At 57.0% G+C, this 24,404-nt stretch carries 19 protein-coding genes; 6 read left to right on the top strand and 13 right to left on the bottom strand.

Going from position 1 to position 24,404, the window contains the following annotated elements; translation table 11 throughout:
- Nucleotides 1-38: 38 nt before the first annotated feature.
- From K2Z83_RS14195 to K2Z83_RS14165, 7 genes are all read right to left on the bottom strand, one after another.
- Nucleotides 39-593, bottom strand: coding sequence for an acyltransferase (locus tag K2Z83_RS14195; RefSeq protein WP_220595841.1), 555 nt, complete (start codon nucleotides 591-593; stop codon nucleotides 39-41).
- Between the two features lie 62 nt (nucleotides 594-655).
- On the bottom strand, nucleotides 656-2,146 hold the full coding sequence (locus tag K2Z83_RS14190; protein WP_220595840.1) for a flippase: 1,491 nt from the start codon (nucleotides 2,144-2,146) through the stop codon (nucleotides 656-658).
- A gap of 64 nt (nucleotides 2,147-2,210) precedes the next feature.
- Nucleotides 2,211-3,047 carry a hypothetical protein gene (locus K2Z83_RS14185; protein WP_220595839.1) on the bottom strand — a complete coding sequence of 279 codons (837 nt, stop codon included), beginning with the start codon at nucleotides 3,045-3,047 and terminating at the stop codon, nucleotides 2,211-2,213.
- Between the two features lie 13 nt (nucleotides 3,048-3,060).
- Entirely contained in the window at nucleotides 3,061-4,743 is a 1,683-nt protein-coding gene (locus tag K2Z83_RS14180; protein WP_255603946.1) for an O-antigen ligase, read from the bottom strand.
- 135 nt (nucleotides 4,744-4,878) lie between these two features.
- On the bottom strand, nucleotides 4,879-5,022 hold the full coding sequence (locus K2Z83_RS14175) for a hypothetical protein (RefSeq protein ID WP_220595838.1): 144 nt from the start codon (nucleotides 5,020-5,022) through the stop codon (nucleotides 4,879-4,881).
- Between the two features lie 23 nt (nucleotides 5,023-5,045).
- The gene (locus tag K2Z83_RS14170; protein ID WP_220595837.1) at nucleotides 5,046-5,837 is read right to left on the bottom strand and encodes a CpsD/CapB family tyrosine-protein kinase; all 792 of its coding nucleotides are present in this window, start codon (nucleotides 5,835-5,837) and stop codon (nucleotides 5,046-5,048) included.
- A gap of 71 nt (nucleotides 5,838-5,908) precedes the next feature.
- Nucleotides 5,909-6,988, bottom strand: coding sequence for a Wzz/FepE/Etk N-terminal domain-containing protein (locus tag K2Z83_RS14165; RefSeq protein WP_220595836.1), 1,080 nt, complete (start codon nucleotides 6,986-6,988; stop codon nucleotides 5,909-5,911).
- 581 nt (nucleotides 6,989-7,569) lie between these two features.
- Between K2Z83_RS14165 and K2Z83_RS14160 the strand changes: the two genes are divergently transcribed.
- Nucleotides 7,570-8,121, top strand: a complete 552-nt coding sequence (locus K2Z83_RS14160; protein ID WP_255603945.1) for a DapH/DapD/GlmU-related protein — start codon at nucleotides 7,570-7,572, stop codon at nucleotides 8,119-8,121.
- Nucleotides 8,122-8,250: 129 nt separating this feature from the next.
- Here K2Z83_RS14160 and K2Z83_RS14155 read toward each other — a convergent pair whose 3' ends face one another.
- The 6 genes from K2Z83_RS14155 to K2Z83_RS14130 form a co-directional block, all read right to left on the bottom strand.
- Complete coding sequence (locus tag K2Z83_RS14155) at nucleotides 8,251-9,456, bottom strand: hypothetical protein (RefSeq protein WP_220595835.1); 1,206 nt, start codon at nucleotides 9,454-9,456, stop codon at nucleotides 8,251-8,253.
- 218 nt (nucleotides 9,457-9,674) lie between these two features.
- Complete coding sequence (locus K2Z83_RS14150) at nucleotides 9,675-11,375, bottom strand: alpha-L-arabinofuranosidase (protein ID WP_220595834.1); 1,701 nt, start codon at nucleotides 11,373-11,375, stop codon at nucleotides 9,675-9,677.
- A gap of 95 nt (nucleotides 11,376-11,470) precedes the next feature.
- The gene (locus K2Z83_RS14145) at nucleotides 11,471-12,763 is read right to left on the bottom strand and encodes a glycosyltransferase family 4 protein (RefSeq protein WP_220595833.1); all 1,293 of its coding nucleotides are present in this window, start codon (nucleotides 12,761-12,763) and stop codon (nucleotides 11,471-11,473) included.
- A gap of 265 nt (nucleotides 12,764-13,028) precedes the next feature.
- The gene (gene rfbB, locus K2Z83_RS14140) at nucleotides 13,029-14,039 is read right to left on the bottom strand and encodes a dTDP-glucose 4,6-dehydratase (RefSeq protein WP_220595832.1); all 1,011 of its coding nucleotides are present in this window, start codon (nucleotides 14,037-14,039) and stop codon (nucleotides 13,029-13,031) included.
- Between the two features lie 9 nt (nucleotides 14,040-14,048).
- On the bottom strand, nucleotides 14,049-15,053 hold the full coding sequence (locus K2Z83_RS14135) for an NAD-dependent epimerase/dehydratase family protein (RefSeq protein ID WP_220595831.1): 1,005 nt from the start codon (nucleotides 15,051-15,053) through the stop codon (nucleotides 14,049-14,051).
- Nucleotides 15,050-16,177, bottom strand: a complete 1,128-nt coding sequence (locus tag K2Z83_RS14130) for a DegT/DnrJ/EryC1/StrS aminotransferase family protein (protein ID WP_220595830.1) — start codon at nucleotides 16,175-16,177, stop codon at nucleotides 15,050-15,052. The genes K2Z83_RS14135 and K2Z83_RS14130 overlap by 4 nt, the downstream gene beginning before the upstream one ends.
- Before the next feature lie 252 nt (nucleotides 16,178-16,429).
- Here K2Z83_RS14130 and K2Z83_RS14125 point away from each other — a divergent pair, with 252 nt between their 5' ends.
- The 5 genes from K2Z83_RS14125 to K2Z83_RS14105 all read left to right on the top strand — a co-directional run bounded on the left by K2Z83_RS14125 (nucleotide 16,430) and on the right by K2Z83_RS14105 (nucleotide 24,236).
- The gene (locus K2Z83_RS14125) at nucleotides 16,430-17,380 is read left to right on the top strand and encodes a UDP-glucuronic acid decarboxylase family protein (protein ID WP_220595829.1); all 951 of its coding nucleotides are present in this window, start codon (nucleotides 16,430-16,432) and stop codon (nucleotides 17,378-17,380) included.
- A gap of 102 nt (nucleotides 17,381-17,482) precedes the next feature.
- Entirely contained in the window at nucleotides 17,483-18,700 is a 1,218-nt protein-coding gene (gene lhgO / locus K2Z83_RS14120; protein ID WP_220595828.1) for an L-2-hydroxyglutarate oxidase, read from the top strand.
- A 178-nt stretch (nucleotides 18,701-18,878) separates the two neighbouring features.
- The gene (rfbC, locus tag K2Z83_RS14115) at nucleotides 18,879-19,409 is read left to right on the top strand and encodes a dTDP-4-dehydrorhamnose 3,5-epimerase (protein ID WP_220595827.1); all 531 of its coding nucleotides are present in this window, start codon (nucleotides 18,879-18,881) and stop codon (nucleotides 19,407-19,409) included.
- Between the two features lie 12 nt (nucleotides 19,410-19,421).
- Complete coding sequence (locus K2Z83_RS14110; protein ID WP_220595826.1) at nucleotides 19,422-20,402, top strand: ATP-binding protein; 981 nt, start codon at nucleotides 19,422-19,424, stop codon at nucleotides 20,400-20,402.
- Between the two features lie 531 nt (nucleotides 20,403-20,933).
- Nucleotides 20,934-24,236: a hypothetical protein gene (locus K2Z83_RS14105; protein ID WP_220595825.1), complete on the top strand. Its 3,303-nt coding sequence runs from the start codon at nucleotides 20,934-20,936 to the stop codon at nucleotides 24,234-24,236.
- Nucleotides 24,237-24,404 lie beyond the last annotated feature (168 nt).

Raw genomic sequence — 24,404 nt, 5'->3', positions numbered from 1 at the left:
AATGGGGGGAGGTGTGAGCTGGTGAGCCACAGAGAGCGTCAGACGCCACCCTCGTCTTGCGTCAAGGACGCCGCCTCTTCCAAAGAAGCGCAGCGAACACCGGTGGCGCTCACATAGCCAATGACACGAGCTGGATTGCCAACAACCAGCGCATGGTCAGGCACATCCTTCGTAACGACCGAACCGGAGCCAACCATCGCCCAACGGCCAATCGTGACGCCCGTGACAATCACAGCACCGGCACCTATCGCCGCCCCGTATTGCACGAGGGTCTCCCCAACATGCCAGTCGGCGGCGCTCTTCAGGCTACCGTCAGGATTAATCGCACGAGGGAGCTTGTCGTTAGTGAAGATGACGTGGGGGCCAATGAAGACTCCGTCTTCGACCGTGAGGCCAACATAGAGGGAGGCGTTATTCTGGATCTTGACGTTATCGCCGACGGAAACATCAAACTCAATATAGCTATTCCGGCCAACAATACAGTTGCGACCCAGCTTCGCGCGCTCACGGATCTGCACATTGGCCCATACCCGAGTGCCATCGCCAATTTCCGCCTGCGGTGAGACATCGGCGGTCGAATGGATGGTCGCCATGTATGACATGCCTTTCAGTAAATGCGGTGCCCCTCCCTATCTTATCGGATGACCCTGGTCTCCTAATTACCAAGGCTTGCTGAAGCATCCTTACGACGGCGCAGCCGGCCAATAATCCCCATCACCGCATTCTTGATCAGGAGGACATCCTCACTCGGAACAATCCGCAGAAGCGCCACCGCCCCAATATAGGTGACCGCCGCGATGCCGATCGACACAAGCATCATCGTCTCACGGAACCACCAACTCGTTGCCATCATCAACAGCCCAGAGAGCAGCGTGAGTGATGCAGTTCGCACATTCGACCACTGCAAGGTCTTCGGCGGAAGAAGAAGAATAGCAGCCACAACCATGGCAAACTCAGTGATGAGAAAGGCAAAAGTGCCACCCAGACCGCCATTCCCATAGACCTGATGAGTCCAAGGCACCATCACATAGTCGATCGGCAAGGTCACCACAATCGCCACTATCATCACAATATTCCACCGACTAGTGCGATCCGTTGAGATCAACAACTGTCCGAGGATCGTGTTGAGATACGTGAAGATCAGAACGACGCCAAGCATCATCAAAATGCCACCACTTGGCCTAAACTGCGGCCCATAGAGGAGATCCACTAGCGGTTGGCCAATAACGACCAGGCCAAGGCCTACAGGGATGCTGATGAGAAACATCAAATCGAAGCTGCGTTGGGCTATGATATTCAGCTTATTGTTTCCGGATGCGTAGCTACGTGCCATCGCCGGAAATACTACTGAGCTGAAAACAACCGGGAGGAACATCAGCGTGCCAAACAGATTCATAGCTGTACCGTACCAACCAACAGTAGTTGTATCAACAAGGGCAGATATGAAAGGCTTGTCGATCTGCTGATAGATCACCATGGCTAGGCCAGAGACAAGGTAGACTGATGAATCCCGTGCGACAGCTCGCATGTTGGAAAAGTCCACCTGGAATCGGAGAGGCTGCTGGCGGTTAAGAGAGATAAAGAGGATAGTGCAGGAGACCAGCGACGAGAATGTCATGACGGAGATCACAAGATAGAGCCCAGCATTTAAGTAGATCATCAGCAAGCTAACGGCTGTGAGCAAGGTCTTGCCAACAATGTTTGAGATCGAGATGAATTCCATACGTTCTAAGCCAATAAGCGAGGCATTGAACGCAGCGGCATAAGATGACGTAAGAAAGTAGGAACCCATGATCCAGATCACCGTAGTAAGTTGCAGATCATACTGCATGATTCTCGCGTAGAGAGCTACGATGACACAGCCAATCAGAAAGAATATCGTTCGAAGCACCAAACTCGTGCTAAGTAACTCCGATGTCTTTGAAGGATCGCGTGCGATGCTCTTCGTGAGGTGTGTATCCATGCCAAATGTATACAACACGCTCATGATCAACCACACCGAGGTAGCGATTGTGATTGCACCAATCGCTTCAGCCCCCACATAGCGCGGCAAGAAGATCGCCAGAATAAACGCCATCACCCAGGTTATCAGCTGCGAGGCCATCATCACGCCGACATTCTTGGCGATAGTCTTTCCACTGATCATAGGGGCAACTTCCTTTAGAGAATAGACGCGTTGCGTAAATAAGCGACACGATACTGAAGCGATGCTACGGCTTATCTGGCAGCAACAGCAGGCTTACTTGATCCACATAAAATGTGGGCGCATCAGCCTTATCAGTCTTCAGATAAAAGCCTGTGACATAGGTGTAGAGCGGATCATAGATAAGGCTATCAAGCCAGACCGTAACCTCCACATATGTCTTTGGCGGGATCGCCGTATTAATGCCCAGGAACGAGAGCCTCGTCTCAGAGAATACAGGCTGGTTATCGGTGACTCGACCCTCGATTTTCACCGAGGTATCACCATCGACCCAATAGGGCTGTGTATTGCTGCCCACAACCGCGACCGCAATAGCATCGTTATTAATTGGGTTTGCGCCGCCGCTCAAATAGAAGCGTACAGCCTGAACTTTCGAGCGGAGAAATGTCTCCTTTGCGGCTCTATCTAACGTGAAATAGAGGATACCCGTCGTGTACAGCGGCTGCGATTTGATAGCAGATCGGCCCTGATCAATATACTCTCTGTTAGTTAGATCGATATTTATCTGAAAGCTGTTCTTCACAGACCAATCAGAGCTCAGTGTATCACCATAGACAGTAACGACACGAAACTGATCCTCTCCCATAGCTGCAATAGTAGCCTGGGCCACCGCCGTAGGATTAGGCGTCGCAGCCAAGATCGAGTTAGAGACAGAGGTCGGCCTACGGGTAGGGACAAGCACGGGGCTCGGCTGCGCGCCAAAGACTGAAGACACCGTCGGGGCAACCTGAGAGGCAGCCTGATCAGGCGAAATAACTGGCCGCTGAGGACCACACGCAGCGATGTAAACGGTAGAAAGCAGTAAGCCGAGAATTGCTATGCGAGCGTGGTTGCGTTTCATCATAGAGAAGAGCGCCTCAATGCTGAGACACACGCGCCGCCTCACGACGCGCCGCCTCACGCGAGGCCTGAGCTGCGCGATAAGCAGGGACAGGCATAGGCCAAACCTTCGGCTGGCGGTAGGGAGGGAGAACTCCTGAGTCAGGCACCCATGGCCAGCGCTTCTCAAGCGGCGCATCACGATCAGGCACCCATGGCCAGCGCTTCACCTGAGCAGGCAGCGGCCGCGAGGCGATCAGCTCGATGCTATTGATCAGGCCCATCATCGTGCCAACAAATGTCATGCTGATACCCTCCCAAGACATATCAGCATATGCATAGGTGAAGTGCATAAACACATAGAGTGTCGCGGTAAGCGCAACCGCCCGCAATGGGCCACGCGGCACATTCCAAACCGCCCGCCCGCCGACAATCATCGTCATGCCAGTAAGCAGCAGCATGGCAAAAAATGCCCCGACGCCTGCCTCCATCCAGATCCACATGATCGAGTTATGGGTAATGTACTCCCACCACTCGAAAAAGCTAATATCTGGCATCGGAGCGACGATATGAAACTTATTACCAAATCCAAGGCCAAATATCGGCGAGCTCTTAATATTAAACATCGAGTTGATGTTTTCGAGATCGCGGTAGACATTTGAGGCAGCATCACGCGCTGTGGGCTGACCAACCACGGAGCGCACAGCTCGGGCGATCATACCGATCGAGCCGGTGTTATTCCAGAAAGCAGCGAGGTAGGCAAGAAAAACGACAAGACCAGTCGGCGCAAGCGTGAAGAACAGCTTGCGGTTCTCACGGTAGAGCATAGATACAACAATACCAATACCCAACCCAAGTGTAAGGAAGCCGGCGCGTCGATGGTTCGCCAAAAAGCTATACAGCATGAACGGCGTCAAGATAGGCAAGATCAGCCGCTTGAGAACCGAGTCATGGTAAAACCAGACAGTGATCGCCAGGATAAAAAAAGCATTGTAGTGGATAGACAAGGAGTGCTCGCCGATCTGCTCAACACTCCCAATATCCCAATTGAGCGCAATCCCGATATAAAAAACACCAGCGAGGCCCTTATAGCCAATTGCCAATGCCATAATCCAGATCAGCTTATTGAGCTGATCACGGGTCTGTATCAGATTTCCGGTAAGAATTAGCGCAATTGGCAGATAATAGATCGAACGAACCTCCCAGAGCGCGATCTTAAACGCACCACCACGAGAGACTCCATAGGCCAGACCAACCGTTATGAAGAATGTAAACATGGCCGCAGGCCAGAAGAGCGGCCCGGCACGAAAGCGAATCCGCCGCTCCATTGCCATCCGGCCAAACCACGAGAAAAGCGTGAAGACCATGTAGCTCTCTAGCGGGCTCAGATTCACCGCGCGGCTGAGAAACATGATCGACTCGGCGCTTGAAAAATTCTTAGTGAACGGGTACCAGTAGAGCATGACCTGGTCGCCCATCAGCGTAAAGCCAAGGATCATATAGACGCCGTAGCGCGGGTTATAGAAGATAGCAACAATGCCGACGAAGTAGATGATCCATGCGATTACCGACCAGGAAGGACCATTGCTATTCATCAAAAAGCCGACTACCCCACTGAGCCCGAGCAGGCCCAGAAATAAGAGCCACCATGCGATCTGTGATCGCCGCATATACTCGGTGACAGTGGGTACTCGCTTGGGGAGAAACGCATCAACCGCCATAACGACATAGACCTCTGGCGATTTGGGCGGACAGCCCGATACCGCCTCGTGCGATCATAGAGTACAGATTCGGCACAGCATATCTGGGCAAAGTCTACAATAGAACATTTTGTCCAACAGCCCCCAGGATCTGTGCTAGATGAGGTTTAGGAAGAAGTAGCCCGCTGTCACCATAACGCTGAGTCCGATCAACAAGAGCGCCATGATTTTCAGGCTCACCTTATTCATCAGCCACCCGGAGAAGAAGCAGACAAGCAAGAACCCCATAAAGACTTTCATCAGTAGCCCTCCTCCACACGCAGTTACTCTTGTGGTACCAGCGCACGGATCCAGCCTGGTGTCTTGATGGTGACCTTGTTGAGAACCACGCCAAGCATCGTCAGGCTTTTGACATCATCAAGCGCCTGCTGCACGCTCGCAGTGGAGGTGGCACCCTGACGTGTGACAACAATGCAGGCATCGCCCAACGACGCAAGGACAATAGAGTCACTCGTCGTGCGCACAGCGGGAACATCCAGGATCAGGTGATCATAGCGAGCTGACAGCTGCTTCATGAGCTCACGAAGCGCGGCGCTCCGCGCCATCGAAGGGCGCTTAGCAACGGAGAGTTCGCCCGCAGGGAGCAGATCAAAGTTGGGCATATCGCTGTGGATTATGGCATCATCGAGGCTCACCTCACCAGAGACAACCATAGCCAAGCCTGGGTGGCTAGCAAGAGCGGGCTCAGCAGATGATGGGGAACTCGTTTTACGACGCTTCTTACTCGCAGCCTCTGCGATCACCTTTGGGTCGAGCAGAGCAATCTGCCCAGGAGACCACCAATTCAGCTCGACCACACAAACGCTGGCGCCCGTATCGTGCGCGAGAGTCGCACCTAACGCCACCGCCGTATGAGTGACACCCTCACCACGAAGGGCAGCTATCACCGCGACACTGCGAGGGAGGTCGCCATTCAGGGTCAGCTCCGTTGACATATAGCGAAAGCTCTGGATCACATCAGCGTCAAACGTGCGCTGAAGAATGCCATCTGTAGAGCGTACGGTGAGGACGTGATCGACATCAACACCTTGGTTCTTCTTCTGTCGCTTCGACATAGATACGTGCCTTATAGATGGGTAGGTCGCAACGAGCTACACCCTCTGAGAAATCGGCTTGGCGACAGCTGTCAGATCTGCGGCTGAAGCAGCGACGATTCACTCTTCCCAGCCTCCGCAGAGGTGGCACCTAACGTTGGCGTGGGTAGCGCCTGCTCGGCAGGGGCAGGCAGGACGATAAACTGAGCAACCGGAACCATCGCCAGCACCGGCAGACTCAGGCCGTGGCGCACATCAATCGGGAAGCGCAAGCTCCGGTCGATCAGCGCCCCACCTGCAATACCAGCCACGGAGAGGAAGACCCCTACGACCAAAAAGATAATCATATTGGTCGCGATCGTCTTCGTCGATACTTTAGCCTCCTGGGGAACCTGAGGCTGATCGATCACCATGTATGTCTGCTTGGTGACACTCTCGGACTGCACCTGAGAGAGACGAGCGCTCTCCTCATTATCGCGGGCACTGTTCAAGCGATCCTCAGCGCGCTGAACTGAAGCCTGAAGGCGATCAAGCTCAAGTTGCTCCGCCGGAGGACGATCACCGCGAACCGGCGACGGATGGGCATTCAGAAACGTGATAAGATCACTCCGCGCCTGATCGACATCGTCCTGATACGGCTTCATCAGGTTATCGAAGAAGGTGCGGGCGGCGATGCTCTCTTGATAGCCGTTGTTGATCTTCCACTGGACATACGCATCCATCGTCGAGACCACGATCTGATACACAATCGTAGGATCATCGCCGGTGGCGCTGATGTCCACTAGCTTATCACCAGCAGCCTGGAGGCTCAGGATGCTACGAGCATATGAGATAGTCTCATCTACAGCATCAGGCCCACCTGACATGCCCTGCTCGAGATCAGTCTTCTGGATAACGGTGCGAATAAATGCCTGCGTGCCAAGCAGCTCGTTGATCTCGGTGACAGTAGACTGTGCAGCTGAGACCCACCACGAGCCTCCAGTATTACTGGATGTCAGATCGGCGAGAAGGTTCTGCTGTGACACATAGAGACGACCGCTAGCCGAATACTCGGGCGGCGTGCTAGAGACAAATACTGCGCCCGCCCCAACGGCAATCACGATGGGAAGGACATACAGCCAGCGATGGCGGAAGTAGCTCTCCAAAAGCCTTAGTAGAACAATCCGTACCATAACTGTTTCATCCTCGGGATATACTGTGACGACACTGCTTCATCATAAGAACAGAGCCCGGTGAAAGTCAAGGGGAGAATAGAAGGCTCATGACGTCAAGCTAAGGAAATCCTATCAGGATTGAGCATACAGGATATGAATTACCACGTTTGCAAATATTCATCTGACAACATAAAGAATAGGTGAGAAAGCCGCGAAATCCTGCACGGAGATGAGGCACAGAGCTCATAATTGAGGGCCCTATCGCTAAAACGACAGCCAGTCGTAACCCAAATATCTCCTAACAGTTTCGTCATACGCATAAAATAAAAGATAACTGCTAGATTGAAACACAAACGCCGATAGAGGCTTCTTGTTAGCCGAACATTCACACTACATCCAACTCAAGCGCAGCAACAGGGATTTCATTCCACTAAGGGCCCTGCCAGGAACAATACATATGACACATCTTTACATATCCGACATATCCAACGAATGACAACTCTATGGGATAGCGTAACACCCACAGCAGAGAAATAGCATTCAGTTCACGTTACCATGACAGAATACATACTCACCGCACATATCCAAGGAGGGCAAAGTTGACAGCAAAGCTTGAACGAGTCCTGCGTGAGGAAATCAACGCACTTCAGCCCCGCATTATCCTTATGCACATCATCACAAGCCTGATACCGCGATATACAGGCATTCGAGCACGAGCACGGATCTTGAAAGTATTCGGAATTCACGTCGGTCATGGCAGCACTATCATGGGCACACCATTTCTCTACGGATCTGGGGATATTTATCACCGTCTATGCATCGGAGATAACGTCGTCATCAATATCGGCTGCACCTTTGAGCTCAACGAGCATATCAATATTGGAGATCACGTTGCCATTGGCCATGAAGTGATGATTTTAACATCATCGCACCACATCGACCAGACAGTCCATCGCGCAGGCCCACTCTTTACGGCACCTGTTTGTATTGAGAACGGGGCGTGGATTGGCGCACGCAGTGTGATCATGCCCGGTGTGACAGTAGGATCAGGAAGCGTGGTTGGAGCAGGCGCGATTGTAACAAAAAATGTACCGCCAAACACCCTGGTTGGTGGGGTTCCAGCACGGATGATTCGGGCGATCAATGAATGACACAAAGAGTGAGATTTCTACGTAACCCCAAATTGCACAAGAAAAATCGCATACACATCAAAACTCGCTAGTCTCACTAGCAACGCTTGATATGCATACGATTTACATTAAAGGCCTCAAATATATATTTTACAATTGCACCATTGGAATATATATTTTCATTGGCGTAATATACACTGGTGTTGGAGTATCCTGGACAGGATCTTTAAAATCATCATCAGGGCCAGGATCCAGCCCAGGTGCAGATACATCTTCGACGATAATCGGCACCCCTCCACCAGATCCACTATCCTCTGTTCCAGCCTGGCCAGAGGCAGTAACCTGGATATTAAACGGGCCAACAATAGTTGATCCCGGCAGCAACTTGATACGTGCAGTAAATGTGATCGTCGCCGTCGAGCCCGAATGGAGCACGTTCAGAGCACTAGAGAGCAGCTTTGTATCACTTACCCCATTAAAGCCACTATTTACACTCAGGGATGGGCTACTCAAATTCAAGATATGGAATGTGTCAACAGCTTGCGCAATCGAAGAGAGATCAGCGACCACTTGAACACCAGTGATCGGGAGGGGATCCACCCCATAATTACGCAAAGTGACAACAAAAGGAATATCGTAGATCCCGTCACCATTATCGACAGGTTTCAGGTTGGCGAAGGCAACCCCTAGCCCAGAAACACACTGCTTCAAATTGACCCCAGTCATCGTGAAGTCATCGCCGGCATAGGTGAGACGTTGTGCCGCATAGTCACGAATCTGAAGGGTCACCGGAACCTGAGCACCAACCTCACCGCTGAGGGAAAAAGAGAACTGCACAGGAACCCACTCATCAGGAGTTTCCGGCACAAAGATAGAATCACCAGCGGGCACATCGTTGACAAGCAGCTTAATCTGCGGATCTACGAAATTGTTATCGCCTACGCTGGGGAGAAGCATATTATTAAAGTAGGCAAAAAAATTGTAGGTCGTGCCGATCGTCAGGGTGACCTGCTGAGTCCAGAGGAGCGCATAGCCTTTCGTACCGTAAATATCATTGCCGCTTCTGTCTTTGTTCGGCTTAGTATAAAAGTAAGGCTGTGAAGCCGCGACAGCACGGCGAGGGTCGCCAGGAAAAGGCCGGCCATATATCAGAGAGCGGTTAGCGACAGTAAAAACGCCAGTGCTAATAATCGAAAATCCTCCACCGTTCTCATCGTAAGGGTAGGTGTCAGGACCGACATTTGGCAAATCGCTATCGAACCCAGCTCCAGGATTAATCTCTGGGCCATTCCCTGCCGGAATACTAAAGTCGCCGTTGAAAACCTTATTGGAGCCAGCGACAACTGTACCCGTCACACAGCCTGACTGACCCTTAGGGACAACCGTGGTAGCAGCGAGATTGAACCCGTGAGCGGGGGTGCCTCCGAAGTGTAGCAGAGGCACTACGAGGAGACAGAAGAGTACCATGTAGCGACTATTGCTCATCATCAGGAGCCTCATTGATCTTACAGATGTGCATACGCCACGTAGGGTCTCAGAAATCTTTGCTCACCCAGAAGGGATACACGACATCGTCATGGTGTCGGCACAAGATGGAGCAGTGTGATCGAATATGGCGCAAAGACATAATCTAGCGCCTCATCAACATCCCCTACCTTCGCTGCTGGCGCATCGGAGAGATCGATAGCTGGATCGGCGACCCCATTAAAGGTAATGTCGGTGGAGTCCAGACTCTGCGCAGCGAACGTATCAGCAGAGACGCTGAATGTGCCGGATGCACCGTCAAGCCGGAGCTGAGCATCAAGCGGCTCACCAGTCTTATTGATCGCCATGATGCTAAGGGTGCCATCATCAGCACGCCCAGCATAGAGGCTCAGCGTCGTCGTATCGGAGAGGGGAGAATCAACCAAGAGAAGCGTGTTAGCAAAACGGCTCCAGAGAACGAGCGCGTAGTACTGCGGCGAACGCTCCTTCGTATCGACATTGATCAAACCATAGTCAGTGCCATTCCCAGCCTTACCATTGGCAAGATCCCACTGGTTTGCCAGTGTGACGCCATGCACTGCCATCTGCCCAACCATATCGGCAACAAAGAGCGCATTGGCAGCGCGGGTCATGATCTGCTCGTTATCGATCTCCTGGAAGGCCACCAGATTATATTCAGTCACAGCGACGGGGGCACGACGCCCGCCTGCGAGCGCATCGAAGGCGGCGTTGGTTGAGTCCATAATCCCCGCCCAGATCTGCTGGGGAGTGACAAGGATAGACTCAGCGCTCTCGGGCTGACGGTCAAATGCATAGTAATGAACGACATAAAAGTCGAGGTTCGCACCCCCCTCAACAATGACTTCATTCCCCCAGTTTGACCAGTCGCTCGGATGCGGCACGCCGACCGCCCCCACCATAATCGTCGGGTCGACGGCGCGCATCGCGGCACGAAACTCCAGGTAGCCCTCGTGGCGTTCTGCCCCCGCACCCTTGCCAAGCATATATTCCTTGCCATCGCAGGTCCAAACATCCTCCCAGCCCCAATCAGCACACTCGGGGCCGCCGCCATCGGGCTTGCCGCCATAGACCTCGTTCCCAACCTCCCAAAGCTTGATCGGCAGCGGTTCAGGGTTACCGTTCTCCGCACGAAGCTTCGCCCAGTCGCCAACCGTCTTCCAATCCTTGCCACGAACATCTACCCCAATCACAGTAGTGTCATCTACTGAGCCGTTAAAGAAGGCGACGAGGGCAGCAGCCTCCTTAGACGTCCCATTGATCGAGACCGTCCACATGGCCTGCTGCCCAGTGGCGCGCACAAAGTTCAGAAAGTCCGTCGGTCGAGCAGCCCACGTCCAGTAACAGCCGTCGCTATCTCCGGTCTCACACGCCAGCCAGCTATAAGCATTGCTCCAGCTACCACCGGGAAGACGCAGCACCGACGCGCCCAGAGCCGTGGTCAGCGTGCGTACATCTCTGCTCCCAAGATTGCTTGGGCCGAGCCAAGCAGGTATGTTCGTCCCAAAGAGGCGATCATCGAGCGGACGCGTGTCACCATCGACATGAACCGTGATCAGGGGACGACCGTCGGGAGAAGACGGCAGCGGCGTGCTAACAGGCACATCATCTGTAGGGGCGGGGGCATCGTCAATAGGAACTTGGACCAATGACGAAGTCGGCAGCGGACTGGCGTCAGCCGCAGGGGCAGGGCGTATCGGGGCAGAGCGAGAGCAAGCGGCCGTAGCCACCATACCCGCCACAAGCATGAGCATCACAAACGTTCGTCGCATAAAAACAGACACCTTTACTGAAATGCGGTACATCTATCACTAGCCACACCTGATAGATTTCACAACCGAACTCGGATCGCTATTGGTGAAGATCATCAGCAGCCAGCAAACCGGTGGAGATGCGCAGCCCAAGAAGGAACGATCACCGTAGACGAGAATGTGCTAGAGGCACGCTCATAGCCAGCCTTCCCCATCTGCGCGGCAAGCGTGCGATCTGAGAGCAGCCGCGCCATATTATGCGCCAGCGGCTCTACTTGATCAGGATAGGAGAGCAGGCCAGTGACACCATCGGCCACAATCTCGGGGACAGCACCCGAATAATATGCCACCACCGGAAGGCGGGCAGCCATTGCCTCCAGGAAGACGAGGCCAAAGGGCTCCATCTCTGAGAGCAGCGAAAAGACATCAGCCGCACGCATAAGCGCAGCGACATCATAGCGGTGCCCAGCAAAAACGACCGCGTGTTGGATACCGAGCTCAGCAACACGCCGCTTGAGCATATCTGGGTAGGTAGAGCTGTTAAAGGTACGCCCACAGATCAGCAACCGAGCATGAGGCACATGCGTGAGCAGCGCAGCAAACGCCTCGATCAGCTTGTGGTGGCCTTTCATCGGATCAAGGCGGCCAGCTGCGATTATCACAGGGGTATCAGGGGCCCAGCCGAACTCAGCCCGCATGGCCGCGCGCGCATCGCCCTCTTGGACAGAGCCCTGAAGGAACACCTCTGGGCTTATTGGGTTTGGCACCGTGCTCACCGTCGTAGGAGAGACGCCCTGGAGCATAGCATTCTGGCGGATAAACTCAGAGACTGCGATAAGGCGCGGAGTCTTCTGTATAGCGCGCAAGACATCGCCGCCCAGCCATTTCCCAACGGTATAGTGAATATGTATCACATGGGGCACACGAGTCATCTGCGTGATGAAGCGAGCGACCCTCACATCATAGACCTGCTGTGACGTATAGATGAGATCGGGCCGGATAACACGGACATAGGTGATTGTCTCGCGCAAAGCGCTCGGCATACTACGCAGCATCATCCGAGCACGCCGCAGGCGCCCTCCATGGAGACCGAGAGAGAGATCGCGCCCAAAATCAATGTAACGCACGCGCTCAGGCCAGGGGAAGACCATCGTATTATCGCTCGTCGATTGTAATCCTCGCTGCCAGACAAAGTGACTCTCAACCCCATAGGCGGTGGCGCTTTCCGCAAAGATCTTGTGGACTTTATATTCAGCAGAGAGATGATCCTGGGAGGCATGGATGAATAGCACGCGCACATCGCCGGCGCGGTGCTGCGTCTTCATACTGCCAGACACTGAAGAGTCATGAGAAGAGAGAGACATCACAAGAAGAACCTCCCGTACGAGCACCTGACCAATGATCAACATCTGACATATACACACTTAAGAAGATATTTAAACTATAATACGAGATATATTGGAGACCACGCAGAGATCAGTATATAGCAGAAGTACGGGTTTGTGCTGAGAATTGGAGTACACATACTATGTAATAACGTGACAAAAATGTCAGCTCAGATCGCACCATGTATGCGCGGGGGAGGAGAGGGGGGAGAGGGAGAGAGAGGGGCTCCCAGCCAAAAAGATTGAGGAACAGCCGTAGGGGCGCACATAATGCGCCCCTACAGAAACCCTAACGAGCGCCGTACTGCTGCTTGTAGTACTCCAGATACTCCCCAGACTTAATCGGCCGCCACCAGCCCTCATGCTCCACATACCAGCGCACCGTACGCTCTAGCGCCTGATCAAAGCTGTGGCGCGAGCTCCAGCCGAGCGCCCGTAGCTTGCTACAATCCAGCGCGTAGCGCCGATCATGGCCGGCGCGATCCGTCACATGCTGCAGCAGGCTCTCGGGCTTACCGAGGATGCGCAGAATCTTGTGGGCCATGTCGATATTGGCCGTCTCCACCCCAGTGCCAACATTGTATGTCTCACCGAGCGCGCCCTTGTGCAGCACCAGATCAATGCCCTCACAGTGATCAAGGACAAACTGGTAGTCGCGCATCTGAAGCCCATCGCCATAAATAGGCAGCGGGATATCATCGATCGCGTTCGTGGTGAAGAGCGGGACGGCCTTCTCGGGGTAGTGGAAGGGGCCAATATTGTTCGAGCCGCGGGTCATCGTCACCGGCAGGCCATAGGTGATGAAATAGGCATAGACCAGATGCTCGGCACCAGCCTTACTCGCCGAGTACGGGCTACGCGGCTCCAGGGGGTCGCCCTCCGTTGATCGCTGCGGCGCAGGAATAGCCCCATAGACCTCATCGGTGCTGATCTGATGAAATCGCTCCAGCTGGCGCTCGCGGGCCACCTCAAGCAGAGCCCAGGTGCCATTGACATTGGTACGCACCACAGCATCAGGAGCGAGGATCGAGCGATCGACATGGGTCTCGGCGGCAAAGTTGATGATCGTATCGATCTGGTACGTGTCCACGGCAGCGCGCACGGCATCGATATCACAGATATCGCCCCGCACAAAAGACAGCTGCGGGTTGCCCTGCGCAAGCGCCAGGTTCTCCATACGCCCAGCGTAGGTGAGCACATCATAGACAACAATCCGGTACGCAGGATACTTCTCCAGCATATAGTGGACGAAGTTCGAACCAATGAATCCGGCACCGCCGGTGACGAGCAGGTTCTGCATCAGTATGCCTCACCAATAAAACTGCTTATTCTCACGGTAGAAGTCGATCGTACGAGCGAGGCCATCTCGCAGGCCGATCTGCGGACGCCAGCCGAGACGCCCCTGGATAAAGCGGTAGTCGCCGTAGTAGTCACCGATATCAATCGGCTTGCGGTCAGCCGGATAGGGGATTATCTCATAGCTGCCAGAGCCAGCGATCTCAACCAGAAGGGCGGCCAAATGCTTCAGGTTGATCGTCTCATCGCTGCCGAGGTTAAAGATCTGGCCGTGGGCGCTCGGCGTCGCCGCCGCGAGCAGCAGCGCCTCGACACAGTCATCGACATAGGTGAAGTCGCGGATCTGCATGCCATCGCCCCAGATCTGGATGGGCACGCCATCGAGCAAATTCTTGATCCAGATGCCCAGAAAGGTCTGGCGCGCGTCCTTCACCCGCATACGCGGACCATAGGTATTGGTTAGGCGCAGCGCGCAGGCGCGCACCCCATAGACATTGTTGTACAGGATGTGATACCACTCGCCAGCCATCTTGTTAATGCCATTGACATCAGTGGGATGCAGCAAATGGCGCTCATCAACCGGCAGATAGTCGGGCTTGCCATAGATCTGGCGGGTGCTCGCGTAGACGACCTTAATGGCCGAGTTGTACTTATGGCAGGCCTCCAGAATAGAAAGCTGGGCGCGACAATTGATCTCTAGGTCCGTATAGGGGTCTCGCATCGAATCCATATGACTTGTCTGACCAGCGAGGTTGAACAAGTAGTCCTTCCCCTGGACAAGAAAGTTCATGGAGTACTCATCGCGCACATCGGCGATGTTCACCTTCACCCGATCATCAATGCCGCTGATATTGTAGAGGTTGCCGCCGTACTCAGGGATCAACGAGTCAACCAGAGTCACCTCCGAGCCAAGGGCAACCAGACGCCGGGCCAAGTTCGCGCCGACGAAGCCAATACCGCCAGTGATCAAGACGTGGGCACCAGCGAAGTGCTCGGCGATGCTGCGCGTGTCACTCATCGAGATACCCCCTCAATCACAACGGCGGCCACCCGCTCGACCTCGACACGACTCAGCTCGGGAAACATCGGCAGCGAGAGGATTCTCCCGGCGAGTGTCTCGGTATGGGGCAGGCTGCCAGGAGCGTAGCCCAGATCGGCATAGGCCGGCTGGAGGTGAGCCGGCTCGGGGTAGTGGACATCGCAGCCGACACCACGAGCCTGGAGATGGGAGCGTAGCAGATCGCGCTGCGAAGACTCGATCACATACAGATGGTAGACGTGTCCATGATCAGGAGACGGGAGAGTCAGCGGCGCAGCGGCGAGAAGCTCGGCATACCATGAGGCCCGCTCGCGACGCGCGGCGTTACCCGCATCGAGATAGCGCAGCTTCACCCGCAGCAGCGCCGCCTGTAGCTCATCCAGGCGCGAGTTCCGACCGCCAGGCTCGCGGGTGTGATACTTGCTGCCCCAGCCGTACATGCGGAGGCGGCGCAGGCGAGCGGCGATCTCCGGATCGCTCGTGGTGAGCGCACCGCCGTCGCCAAGGGCGCCAAGATTCTTCGAGGGGTAGAAGCTAAAGCAGGCGATAGCCCCCCAGACCCCGGCCTTACGCGGGTGCCCATCGGTGCCGAACAGCCAGGCTCCATGGGCCTGCGCCGCATCCTCAACGACCGGGATCCCATGGCGATCTGCAATCGCCATAATCGCAGGCATATCAGCGAGACGGCCGAAGAGATGAACGGGCATAATCGCCCGAGTGCGCGACGAGATCGCCGCCTCAAGCGCCTGCGGATCCATCGTGTGAGTCATCGGATCCACATCGATCAGCACCGGTCGCGCTCCGGCCTGGAGGATGGCGGCAACCTGGTACATGCAAGCGTTAGCGACCGTGATCACCTCAGCGTCCGGGCCGACGGCATCAAGGGCGGCCAGAGCCAGATAGAGCGCCTCAGCACCGCTCGCCACGCCGACACACAACGCAGCCCCGCAGTAGGCGGCGAACTCCTCCTCGAAAGACGCCACCTCACGGCCGAGGATATACCAACCGCTCTCGATAACACGGGCCATGGCCGCATCAAGCTCAGCGCGCATCACCGCATTCTGGCGACGCAGATCACCAAATGGGACAGCGGGAGATTCCATCGAGTGCCTCGTAGGGTTTGATTCCTGCGGGGGATTGTACCACGGCGTGATCTGAGGCCGGCTGAGCTGTCCCTGAGCGCAGCGTGGTATGGTGCAGATGAGCGCGTAGTGTACAATGAGCCTGATGTGACGAACTCGGTAGCGCAGCGCATGCTAAATATCATCAAGCATTCATAGACGAGCGCTACAGTCATCTGCGACACAGACTTGGGCCTGGGCGGAATGGCCGCACAGGGAGAGGAGAACCTTGATATGCGCGTTCTGATCACGGGCGGGGCCGGGTTCCTCGGTTCACATCTCAGCGACCGATTCCTGGCGGAGGGCCACACGGTTATCGCGATGGACAACCTGATCACCGGGACCACCGACAACATCGCCCACCTGGCCGGCCACGAGCGCTTCACCTTCATCAAGCATGACGTCACCAACTATATCTATGTTGACGGCCCCCTAGACGCAATCCTCCACTTCGCCTCGCCGGCCTCGCCGATCGACTACCTGGAGCTTCCCATCCAGACGCTGAAGGTAGGAGCATTAGGCACCCACAAGGCCCTCGGCCTGGCCAAAGAGAAGAAGGCCCGCTTTCTGCTCGCCTCAACATCAGAGGTCTACGGCGACCCGCAGGTACACCCGCAGCCCGAGAGCTACTACGGCCACGTGAACCCGGTCGGCCCGCGCGGCGTGTACGACGAGGCCAAGCGCTTCGCCGAGGCCATCACGATGGCCTACCACACCTTTCACGGCGTCGAGACTCGTATCGTACGAATCTTCAACACCTACGGGCCGCGCATGCGCCTGCGTGATGGGCGTGTCGTGCCCAACTTCATCGCGCAAGCCCTACGCGGCGAAGCACTGACCCTCTATGGCGACGGGATGCAGACCCGCTCGTTCCAGTATGTGAGCGACCTGGTGGACGGGATCTACCGGCTGCTGGCCTCTGACGAGGTCGAGCCGGTAAATATTGGCAACCCCGGCGAGTTCACGATCAAAGAGTTCGCCCACCTGGTGAATGATCTCGTAGGGAACAAAGCCGGCACCATCACAAAAGATCTACGCACCAAGGACGACCCACAGGTGCGCCAGCCCGACATCACCAAGGCCAGCACGATCCTCGGCTGGGGGCCACAAGTAAGCCTACAGGAGGGCCTGGAGCGCACCATACCCTGGTTTCGCGAGGAGCTCCAGCGGCTCGGAGAGATCTAGCAGCGAGGGTGAGAGGAGGGCGGGATATCGCCCTCCTTCTACCCTCTTTATACATGACAAAGCAGACTTGCACCCTAGAAGATCAAGAGCTGAGCAACCACCATGCCAACCTATGACTACCTTATCGTCGGAGGCGGGATCGTTGGCCTCTCCACAGCCATGGCGCTCGGAACGCAGCACCCGCAGGCAAAGATCGCCGTCTGCGAGAAGGAGTCGCGCTGGGCGGCCCACCAGACCGGCAACAACAGCGGCGTGATCCATGCCGGCGTCTACTACAAGCCAGGCAGCCTAAAGGCCCAATTCGCCCGCGCGGGGCAGCGTTCAATGGTCGCATTCTGCCAAGAGCAGGGGATCGCCTATGAGGTATGCGGCAAGCTGATCGTCGCCACCGCACAGAGCGAGCGAGAGCGGCTGGAGAACCTCTACCAGCGCGCCCTGGCGAACGGTCTGGAGGCGCAAAAAATCGGACCTGAGCAGATCCGCGAGCGCGAGCCCCACGTGCGGGCAGTCGCCGGGATCTACATCCCCAGCACCGGGATCGTCAACTACACCCAGGTGAGCGAGGCCTACGCGCGGATCGTCCGCGAGCAGGGCGGTGAGCTCCACCTGAGCACCAGGGTGCTATCGATCACCGAGCGCGGCGATCTGGTGACCGTGGAGACCAGCAGAGGGGCAATGCAGGCGCGCTTTCTGATCAACTGCGCGGGCCTCCACAGCGACCGTGTCGCCGACATGTCTGGAGCCCGCACCGGAATGAAGATCATCCCCTTCCGCGGCGAGTACTATGAGCTCGTCCCCGAGAAGCGCCACATGGTGAAGGGGCTGATCTACCCGGTGCCAAATCCAAACTTCCCCTTCCTCGGCGTCCACTTCACCCGGATGATCGACGGCACGGTACACGCCGGCCCCAACGCAGTGCTGGCGCTCAAGCGTGAGGGCTACCGGAAGACGGACATCGACCTGCGCGACCTCGGCGAGGTGCTGAGCTACCCTGCCTTCTGGAAGCTCGCAGGGAAGTATATGGGCGAGGGCGTGAAAGAGATGCTGCGCTCGGCCAGCAAGGCGCTCTTCGTCCGCAGCATGCAGCAGATCATCCCCGATATCAAGCCCAAAGATGTCGTGCCAACCCACGCCGGCGTGCGCGCCCAAGCGCTTATGCATGATGGCACGCTCATGGACGACTTTGTGATCATCAACGGAGAGCGCTCCATCCACATCTGTAACGCGCCATCGCCGGCGGCGACCGCATCGATCGAGATCGGCAAGGCTATCGTCGAGCGCATCCCCGCGCCCGAGCGACGCACGCTCTTGACGGCCTAAGAGCGAGCCGCTATCCGCCAGCACGTGCTGGCGGATAGCGGCTAACGATCTGGCCGCCCCGGCTGGACAATACCTGAGGATCAAGAGTATCCTAGCAGCCATGACATCAGCCTGATCACAGATCGGCAACTCGCTCACGCCATAGCGCGACGCGCCGACGGCAGCTAGAGGTAGCAGCATGTTCTTTACGCCCACCGAGCTCGTAGGCGCATTCATCATCGACGTACAGCGTTTCGAGGACAACCGCGGATTCTTCGCCCGCTCCTGGTCGCCCGATGATTTTGAGAGCCGCGGCCTGAGCTCTCACATCGCGCAGATGAACCTCTCGTACAACCGCGTGAAGGGCACGCTGCGTGGGATGCACTTTAAGCACCATCCCTATGCCGAGACGAAGCTCGTTCGATGTATACGCGGAGCCATCCTCGACGTGATCATCGACCTGCGCCCCGAGTCACCATCCTTCAAGCGCTGGATCGGCGTCGAGCTCACCGATGAGAACCGCCGCGCCCTGTACGTGCCAGAGGGCTTCGCCCACGGATTCCAGACCCTCGTGGATGACGTCGAGGTGATGTACCAGGTCTCTCAGCCCTACATGCCAAGCGCAGAGGGCGGCGTGCGCCACAACGACCCAGCCTTCGGCATCACATGGCCCCTGGAGCCCACTGAGATGAGCCCGAAGGACACACAATGGCCGGACTTTGGGGGCTAGAGGACCACAGGCATGATCGACCAGAGACTCAATGAGCGCCAGACAGTCGCTGGCGCGCGCATCGAGGATCTCGACCTCGACCTCGTGCGGCGCCACATCCGCACCGCCGTCGAGCGACGCGGCTACGAGGGGACCACCGATTCGATCGCATATCTCCAGCGCTACCACTGCCTCACTTCCGAAGAAGACGCGCTACGACCAACGATTGCGGGCATGCTGGTCTTCGCCGCCGAGCCGGATCGCTGGCTCGACACCGCAGGCGTCGACATCGCCCAGTTCAGCGGACCAAACGCCCACTCGACCGCCATGGTCTTTTCGCGCCAGATCCGCGGGCCGATCATTGACGTGATCAACCGCACCGTCGATCTGCTCTGGGCACGATCCGAACACCGCTACCGCCTAGAGGGCGCAGAGCGCGTTGAAGAGCATGCCTTCAACACCACAGTGCTGCGTGAGCTAACAGTCAACACCCTCTGCCACCGCGATTGGGGCCTGGCCGGGGCAATCGCCCGCATCGAAATGCACCCCGGCTTCATCCGCTGGGTGACGCCGGGAGGCCTACCCGCAGGCGTCACTGTGGAGAACATCCGAGTCGCCCAGGTCTCGCGCAACCCGGCGCTGGCCCAGCTTCTCTACCATGGCGGCCTGGTAGAGAAGTTCGGCATGGGTATCGATACCGTGCTCGACACCCTTGCCAGCATGGGCTGCGAGCCACCGATCTACCACGACGACACGACATTCTTCACCTTCCAGGTGTTCGCCCGGCCGATGAGTCAGACTGAGGGTGTCGATGATCTGACCCTAACTCTACGCCAGGAGCGGATCCTGGCCGAAATCGGCGGGCGTCGTGCGGCCACGAGCGCCGAGCTGGCTGACGCAATAGGCGAGGCCCGGCGCAATGTCCAGCGTGACCTCCAGATCATGCTCAAGCTTGGCCTGGTTCAGATGGATGGGCCGACCTCACGGGCGCGCTACCGCCTCGCACGCAAGTAGCCCCACCAAGAAAAAACGATCAAGCGCGCCGGTGATACGGCGCGCTTGATCGTTTCCCGCATACGACACTGGCGCAGACGTGGCGCGAACGTGGCGCGAACGTGGCGCGAGTGGCGCGAGTGGCGCGAGTGGCGCGAGATTGGCGCGAGATTCGCGCATACTGGCGCGCAAACCTATTGAGTATGGCGCGAGATTTTGATAGACTCAGCGCATAGATACGCGCCCAGAGTCGAGCTACACGAAAGTGGATAAATATAGTACAATAGTTCCCGTCTGCACCTGAAGATGTGAGACGAATAGAAAAACCCGCGAGCCGGAAATGGCACGCGGGCATGGCAAAGGCCCTCGACTACCACGCCGCCAAGCACGTAGTCGAAGGCCCCATCGCAATAGCAAGAAAGGAGTGCCATCGCGAAATAACAGTATCGCCGTTGCTACTATAACATCCTTGGACTCCCTCTGTCAACGGTATTCCGTGACAAGTTGTCTTTTTGTTGCCTGTATTTGGGGTAGAGGTAGACAAGAGCCAGTATGGACCGACAGCCAACCATAACCCTCCCAAACAAACTCCCGCCGCTGCGGCTGGTGAGTCGCCGCACCAAGGAGCATGTTGGCGCGTGCCCCTTCTGCGGCGGAGACCAGCGCAGCGACCGCTTCCATGTCTGGATGGAGCCCGGCCACGAGCGCTACTGGTGCCGCAGCTGTGACGCAAAGGGGCCGCTGACGAAGCTCCTCGGCGAAGAGATCAGGCCCAGAATGGGCACGTCCCGCCGTCCCTCAGCCCGGCACCTATCTCCGCCAGCCACACAGGATCGACAGGAGCACTACCGCCAGATCTACGCCACCATCGCGCTCTGGGCACATACCATTCTGTGCGATCCGGCCAACCCCGAGCCGCTAGACTACATCAGACAGCGCGGTATTGACCGCAGCACAGTCAGCCGACACATCCTTGGGGCCACCCTGCGCGACCCACAGGCCATCCCGGAGCTACTGCGCCGCGACTGCCCCGAGCTGATAGCCTATGCCGAAGAGGCTGGCGTACTCGTACAAGATCACGCCGGCGATCTGCGCGCACACCCAAATCTCTGCGGTGCCCTGATCTTCCCCTACATCGCCGACGGAGAGATCGTCGACCTACGCGCTCGCAGCTACCCCGGAAAGGGCTACAAATCACTCCCGGGCGGCTACACTGATCGCGGTGCGACATTCCCCTTCGGCTGGGACGACCTCGACGACGCAGATACAATCATCCTCACAGAGGGTGAGTTCAAGGCACTCGCTGTCACCCAGGCCTATCAAGCGGGTCAACTGAGCATCCCCGCGATGGCCCACCCAGGCCTCTCATACATCCGCGAGGAATGGGCCAACCAATTGCGCAGCCGCGGCGTCCGCACCATTATCCTGGCCTACGACAGCGGGCCACGCCCCATCAAGGATGACCTGCCCCAGCTCGCCCCCGAAGAGACATGGAGCATCCGCCATGGGCAACGCCTCGCCGAAGCCGGGCTGGAGGTGCGTGTTCTGCGCCTCCCGATCGCACCAGGTCAGCAGAAGGCCGACCTTGACGCCTTCCTGCTCGACCACAGCGCCACACGACTCCAGCACCTGATTGATACTGCGCCGACCCTACGTGACTTTCATCGCGCACTGCCGCGCAACCTCCTCACAGCAGCCAAGCTCCCCCAGCTACAGACATACCCGACCCGTCGCGCCCGCCCAAAGCGCCTTGAAGAGTCCACGAGCGCCCCAACAGCAACGCATAGACCCACAATACGCCTAAGCGATGTCAGGGCGCAAATCGCGGTACAGGTACGCGAGCACGCGCAGGCCGGACAGGGATTCCTCGTCCTCGCCCACCCACCCGGCTCAGGCAAAGGCCACAACACCATCGCCGGCCTGCAATCCTACCTTGAGGGCAGCGATAACGAGCCAGGGAGGATCGTCTGGACAGCCCTGCGCAAAGAGCAGATTCGTGACCAAGATGGGCTAGAGCTGACCCCGCTTCACGGGAGGAACCCCGGAAACTGCCGCAAGTTCGGTGAGGCGCAAGTGCTCAGCGCAAAGGGCTACAGCGTACGCGACACCCTCTGCCGACGCCGCTGCCCCTACGTCGACCACTGCATCTACCTACGCCAGTTCAGCCAGGACGCCCACTTCTTCGCGCCGATGCCGCTGCTTCAGGCCACCGGATGGTGGGAGCGCGCTGGAGTCATCGTCCTCGACGAGTTTGACCCCGCGCGCCTCACCCGGATCGTACACCTGACCAGCGCCGATCTCGCCGCTATGGGCCGCACCAGTACATGCCCACATACCCACGTGGTGCTCCGCTGGATCAGCCTCGTGCTAGCCGGAACAACTGATCGGCTCCTCACAGGAGTCATGCTCCTAGCCGATCTGGAGAGCACTGCACGCGCCGAGGGCCTCAGTCTTGATACAATCCTCAACACGGCCTGTGCGAACCTACCGACCGACGATGAGCATTCAATACTCCCAGGACTTCCCCAAGGCGCCGGGCTCAGCGCATACGAGGCGCTGCCGCCGAACTACCTTGCCATACTCCTCCAGCAGATCGCCCACGAGCGACGGCTTCACCTCACCGGGATACCCTTCACCAGCCGGATCGAGCTCAGCAGCGGACGCCTGCTCCTCTTCCTACGCATCGAGCACCTGATCGCCCAGCTGGCGAACCCAGAGCAGCCAAAGATCATCCTCGACGCGACCGTGAGCGATAGCCTGCTGCGCGCGATCTTCCCAGACGCACCGATCCAGATCCAGCGCCCAGACATCACGAGCGGCGCACAGGTACATCAAATCATCACCCGCGACTGGGCAAAATCAACCCTTCGCGGAACACGGCGCACAAACTGGTATGCCGAGGTGTCGGCCCAGATTCGCCCTGACCGACCGACACTCGTGGTCTGCACGCAAGCGTGTGTGAACGACCTTCGCCAATTCCTGACCGCACACGGACACCAGCAGATCGAGGTCGCCCACTACGGGGCGCTACGCGGTTCAAACGCCTATAAAGGCTACGACGTCATCCTCGCCCAGATATATCACCCCAATCTTGAGGCGATTGTCCGCGAAGGGAGGGCGCTCTTCGCCCATGACAGAGACCCACTCAACGAGGAGATCATCGCTACCGAGCGGATACTCGAAGATGCGACCGGCGCACGCTGGTCTGTACAAGTGCCGATCTTCGCCGACGACCGACTGACCGCCCTCCTTGAGAGCAGACGCGAGGCTGAGATGGTGCAGTGCGCGCTGCGGGGACGCCCACTCGACCACCCAGAAGCTCAGATCACCCTGCTCTTCGGTATGCCTCTGCCAGGGCTCTTGCCAACCACTGTCAGAGAAGGCAATGCCTCGCCCACGAGCAACATAGGGCGGCAAGAGGCAGCCCGAGCTAGTATCATTGAAGCGGCCGAACGTCTGCTCACGGCAGGAAAGCGCTGGTTCAGCATCGATGATCTCGCTCACGCATCAAATGTGAGCTACGCAACGGTGCGAAAGTACTGGGAGTATGTTGCGATACGCCTGCGGCTACGCCATGGGCACCAAATACGACACGATGTTTGTTCGTCGGCCGAACAGCAACGATCCTACCGAAGAAAGATTCTGATCCGCCGAGGGCGCATCGTTCCGCCAAAGAAAGAACCGAGACAGGTAGCAGAACCACCACCACAAGCTTCCACAAGCGTAAAATCGTTGTTTTTAGCGCGTAACATGATTTATGTTACACGCTTATTCCATCGGGTCACATGGCCCTACCGCCATGCGCATAGATATAGGCGGCGCTATCATCCGTGCTCGACAGGCCCGCCTGATTAGCTCGTAGCAAGAGGATCTTGCTCAGAAACACGGTTTCTCTGGCCGACACAGATGTGATGACTGCTCGCGTTGCGCTGCCAAAAAGGCAACGCTCAGGTTCGTGTAGCTTAAAAATGTCCATACACCCGTAATTTTGGGCAGCAGAATCAGGAGTGCGGCGTGTGCAAT

It is taken from the genome of Oscillochloris sp. ZM17-4 (genome assembly GCF_019599295.1).
Classification (GTDB): Bacteria; Chloroflexota; Chloroflexia; order Chloroflexales; family Chloroflexaceae; genus Oscillochloris.
The sequence above is the reverse complement of the archived record's forward strand: the minus strand, read 5'-3'. Positions and strand labels throughout refer to the sequence as shown.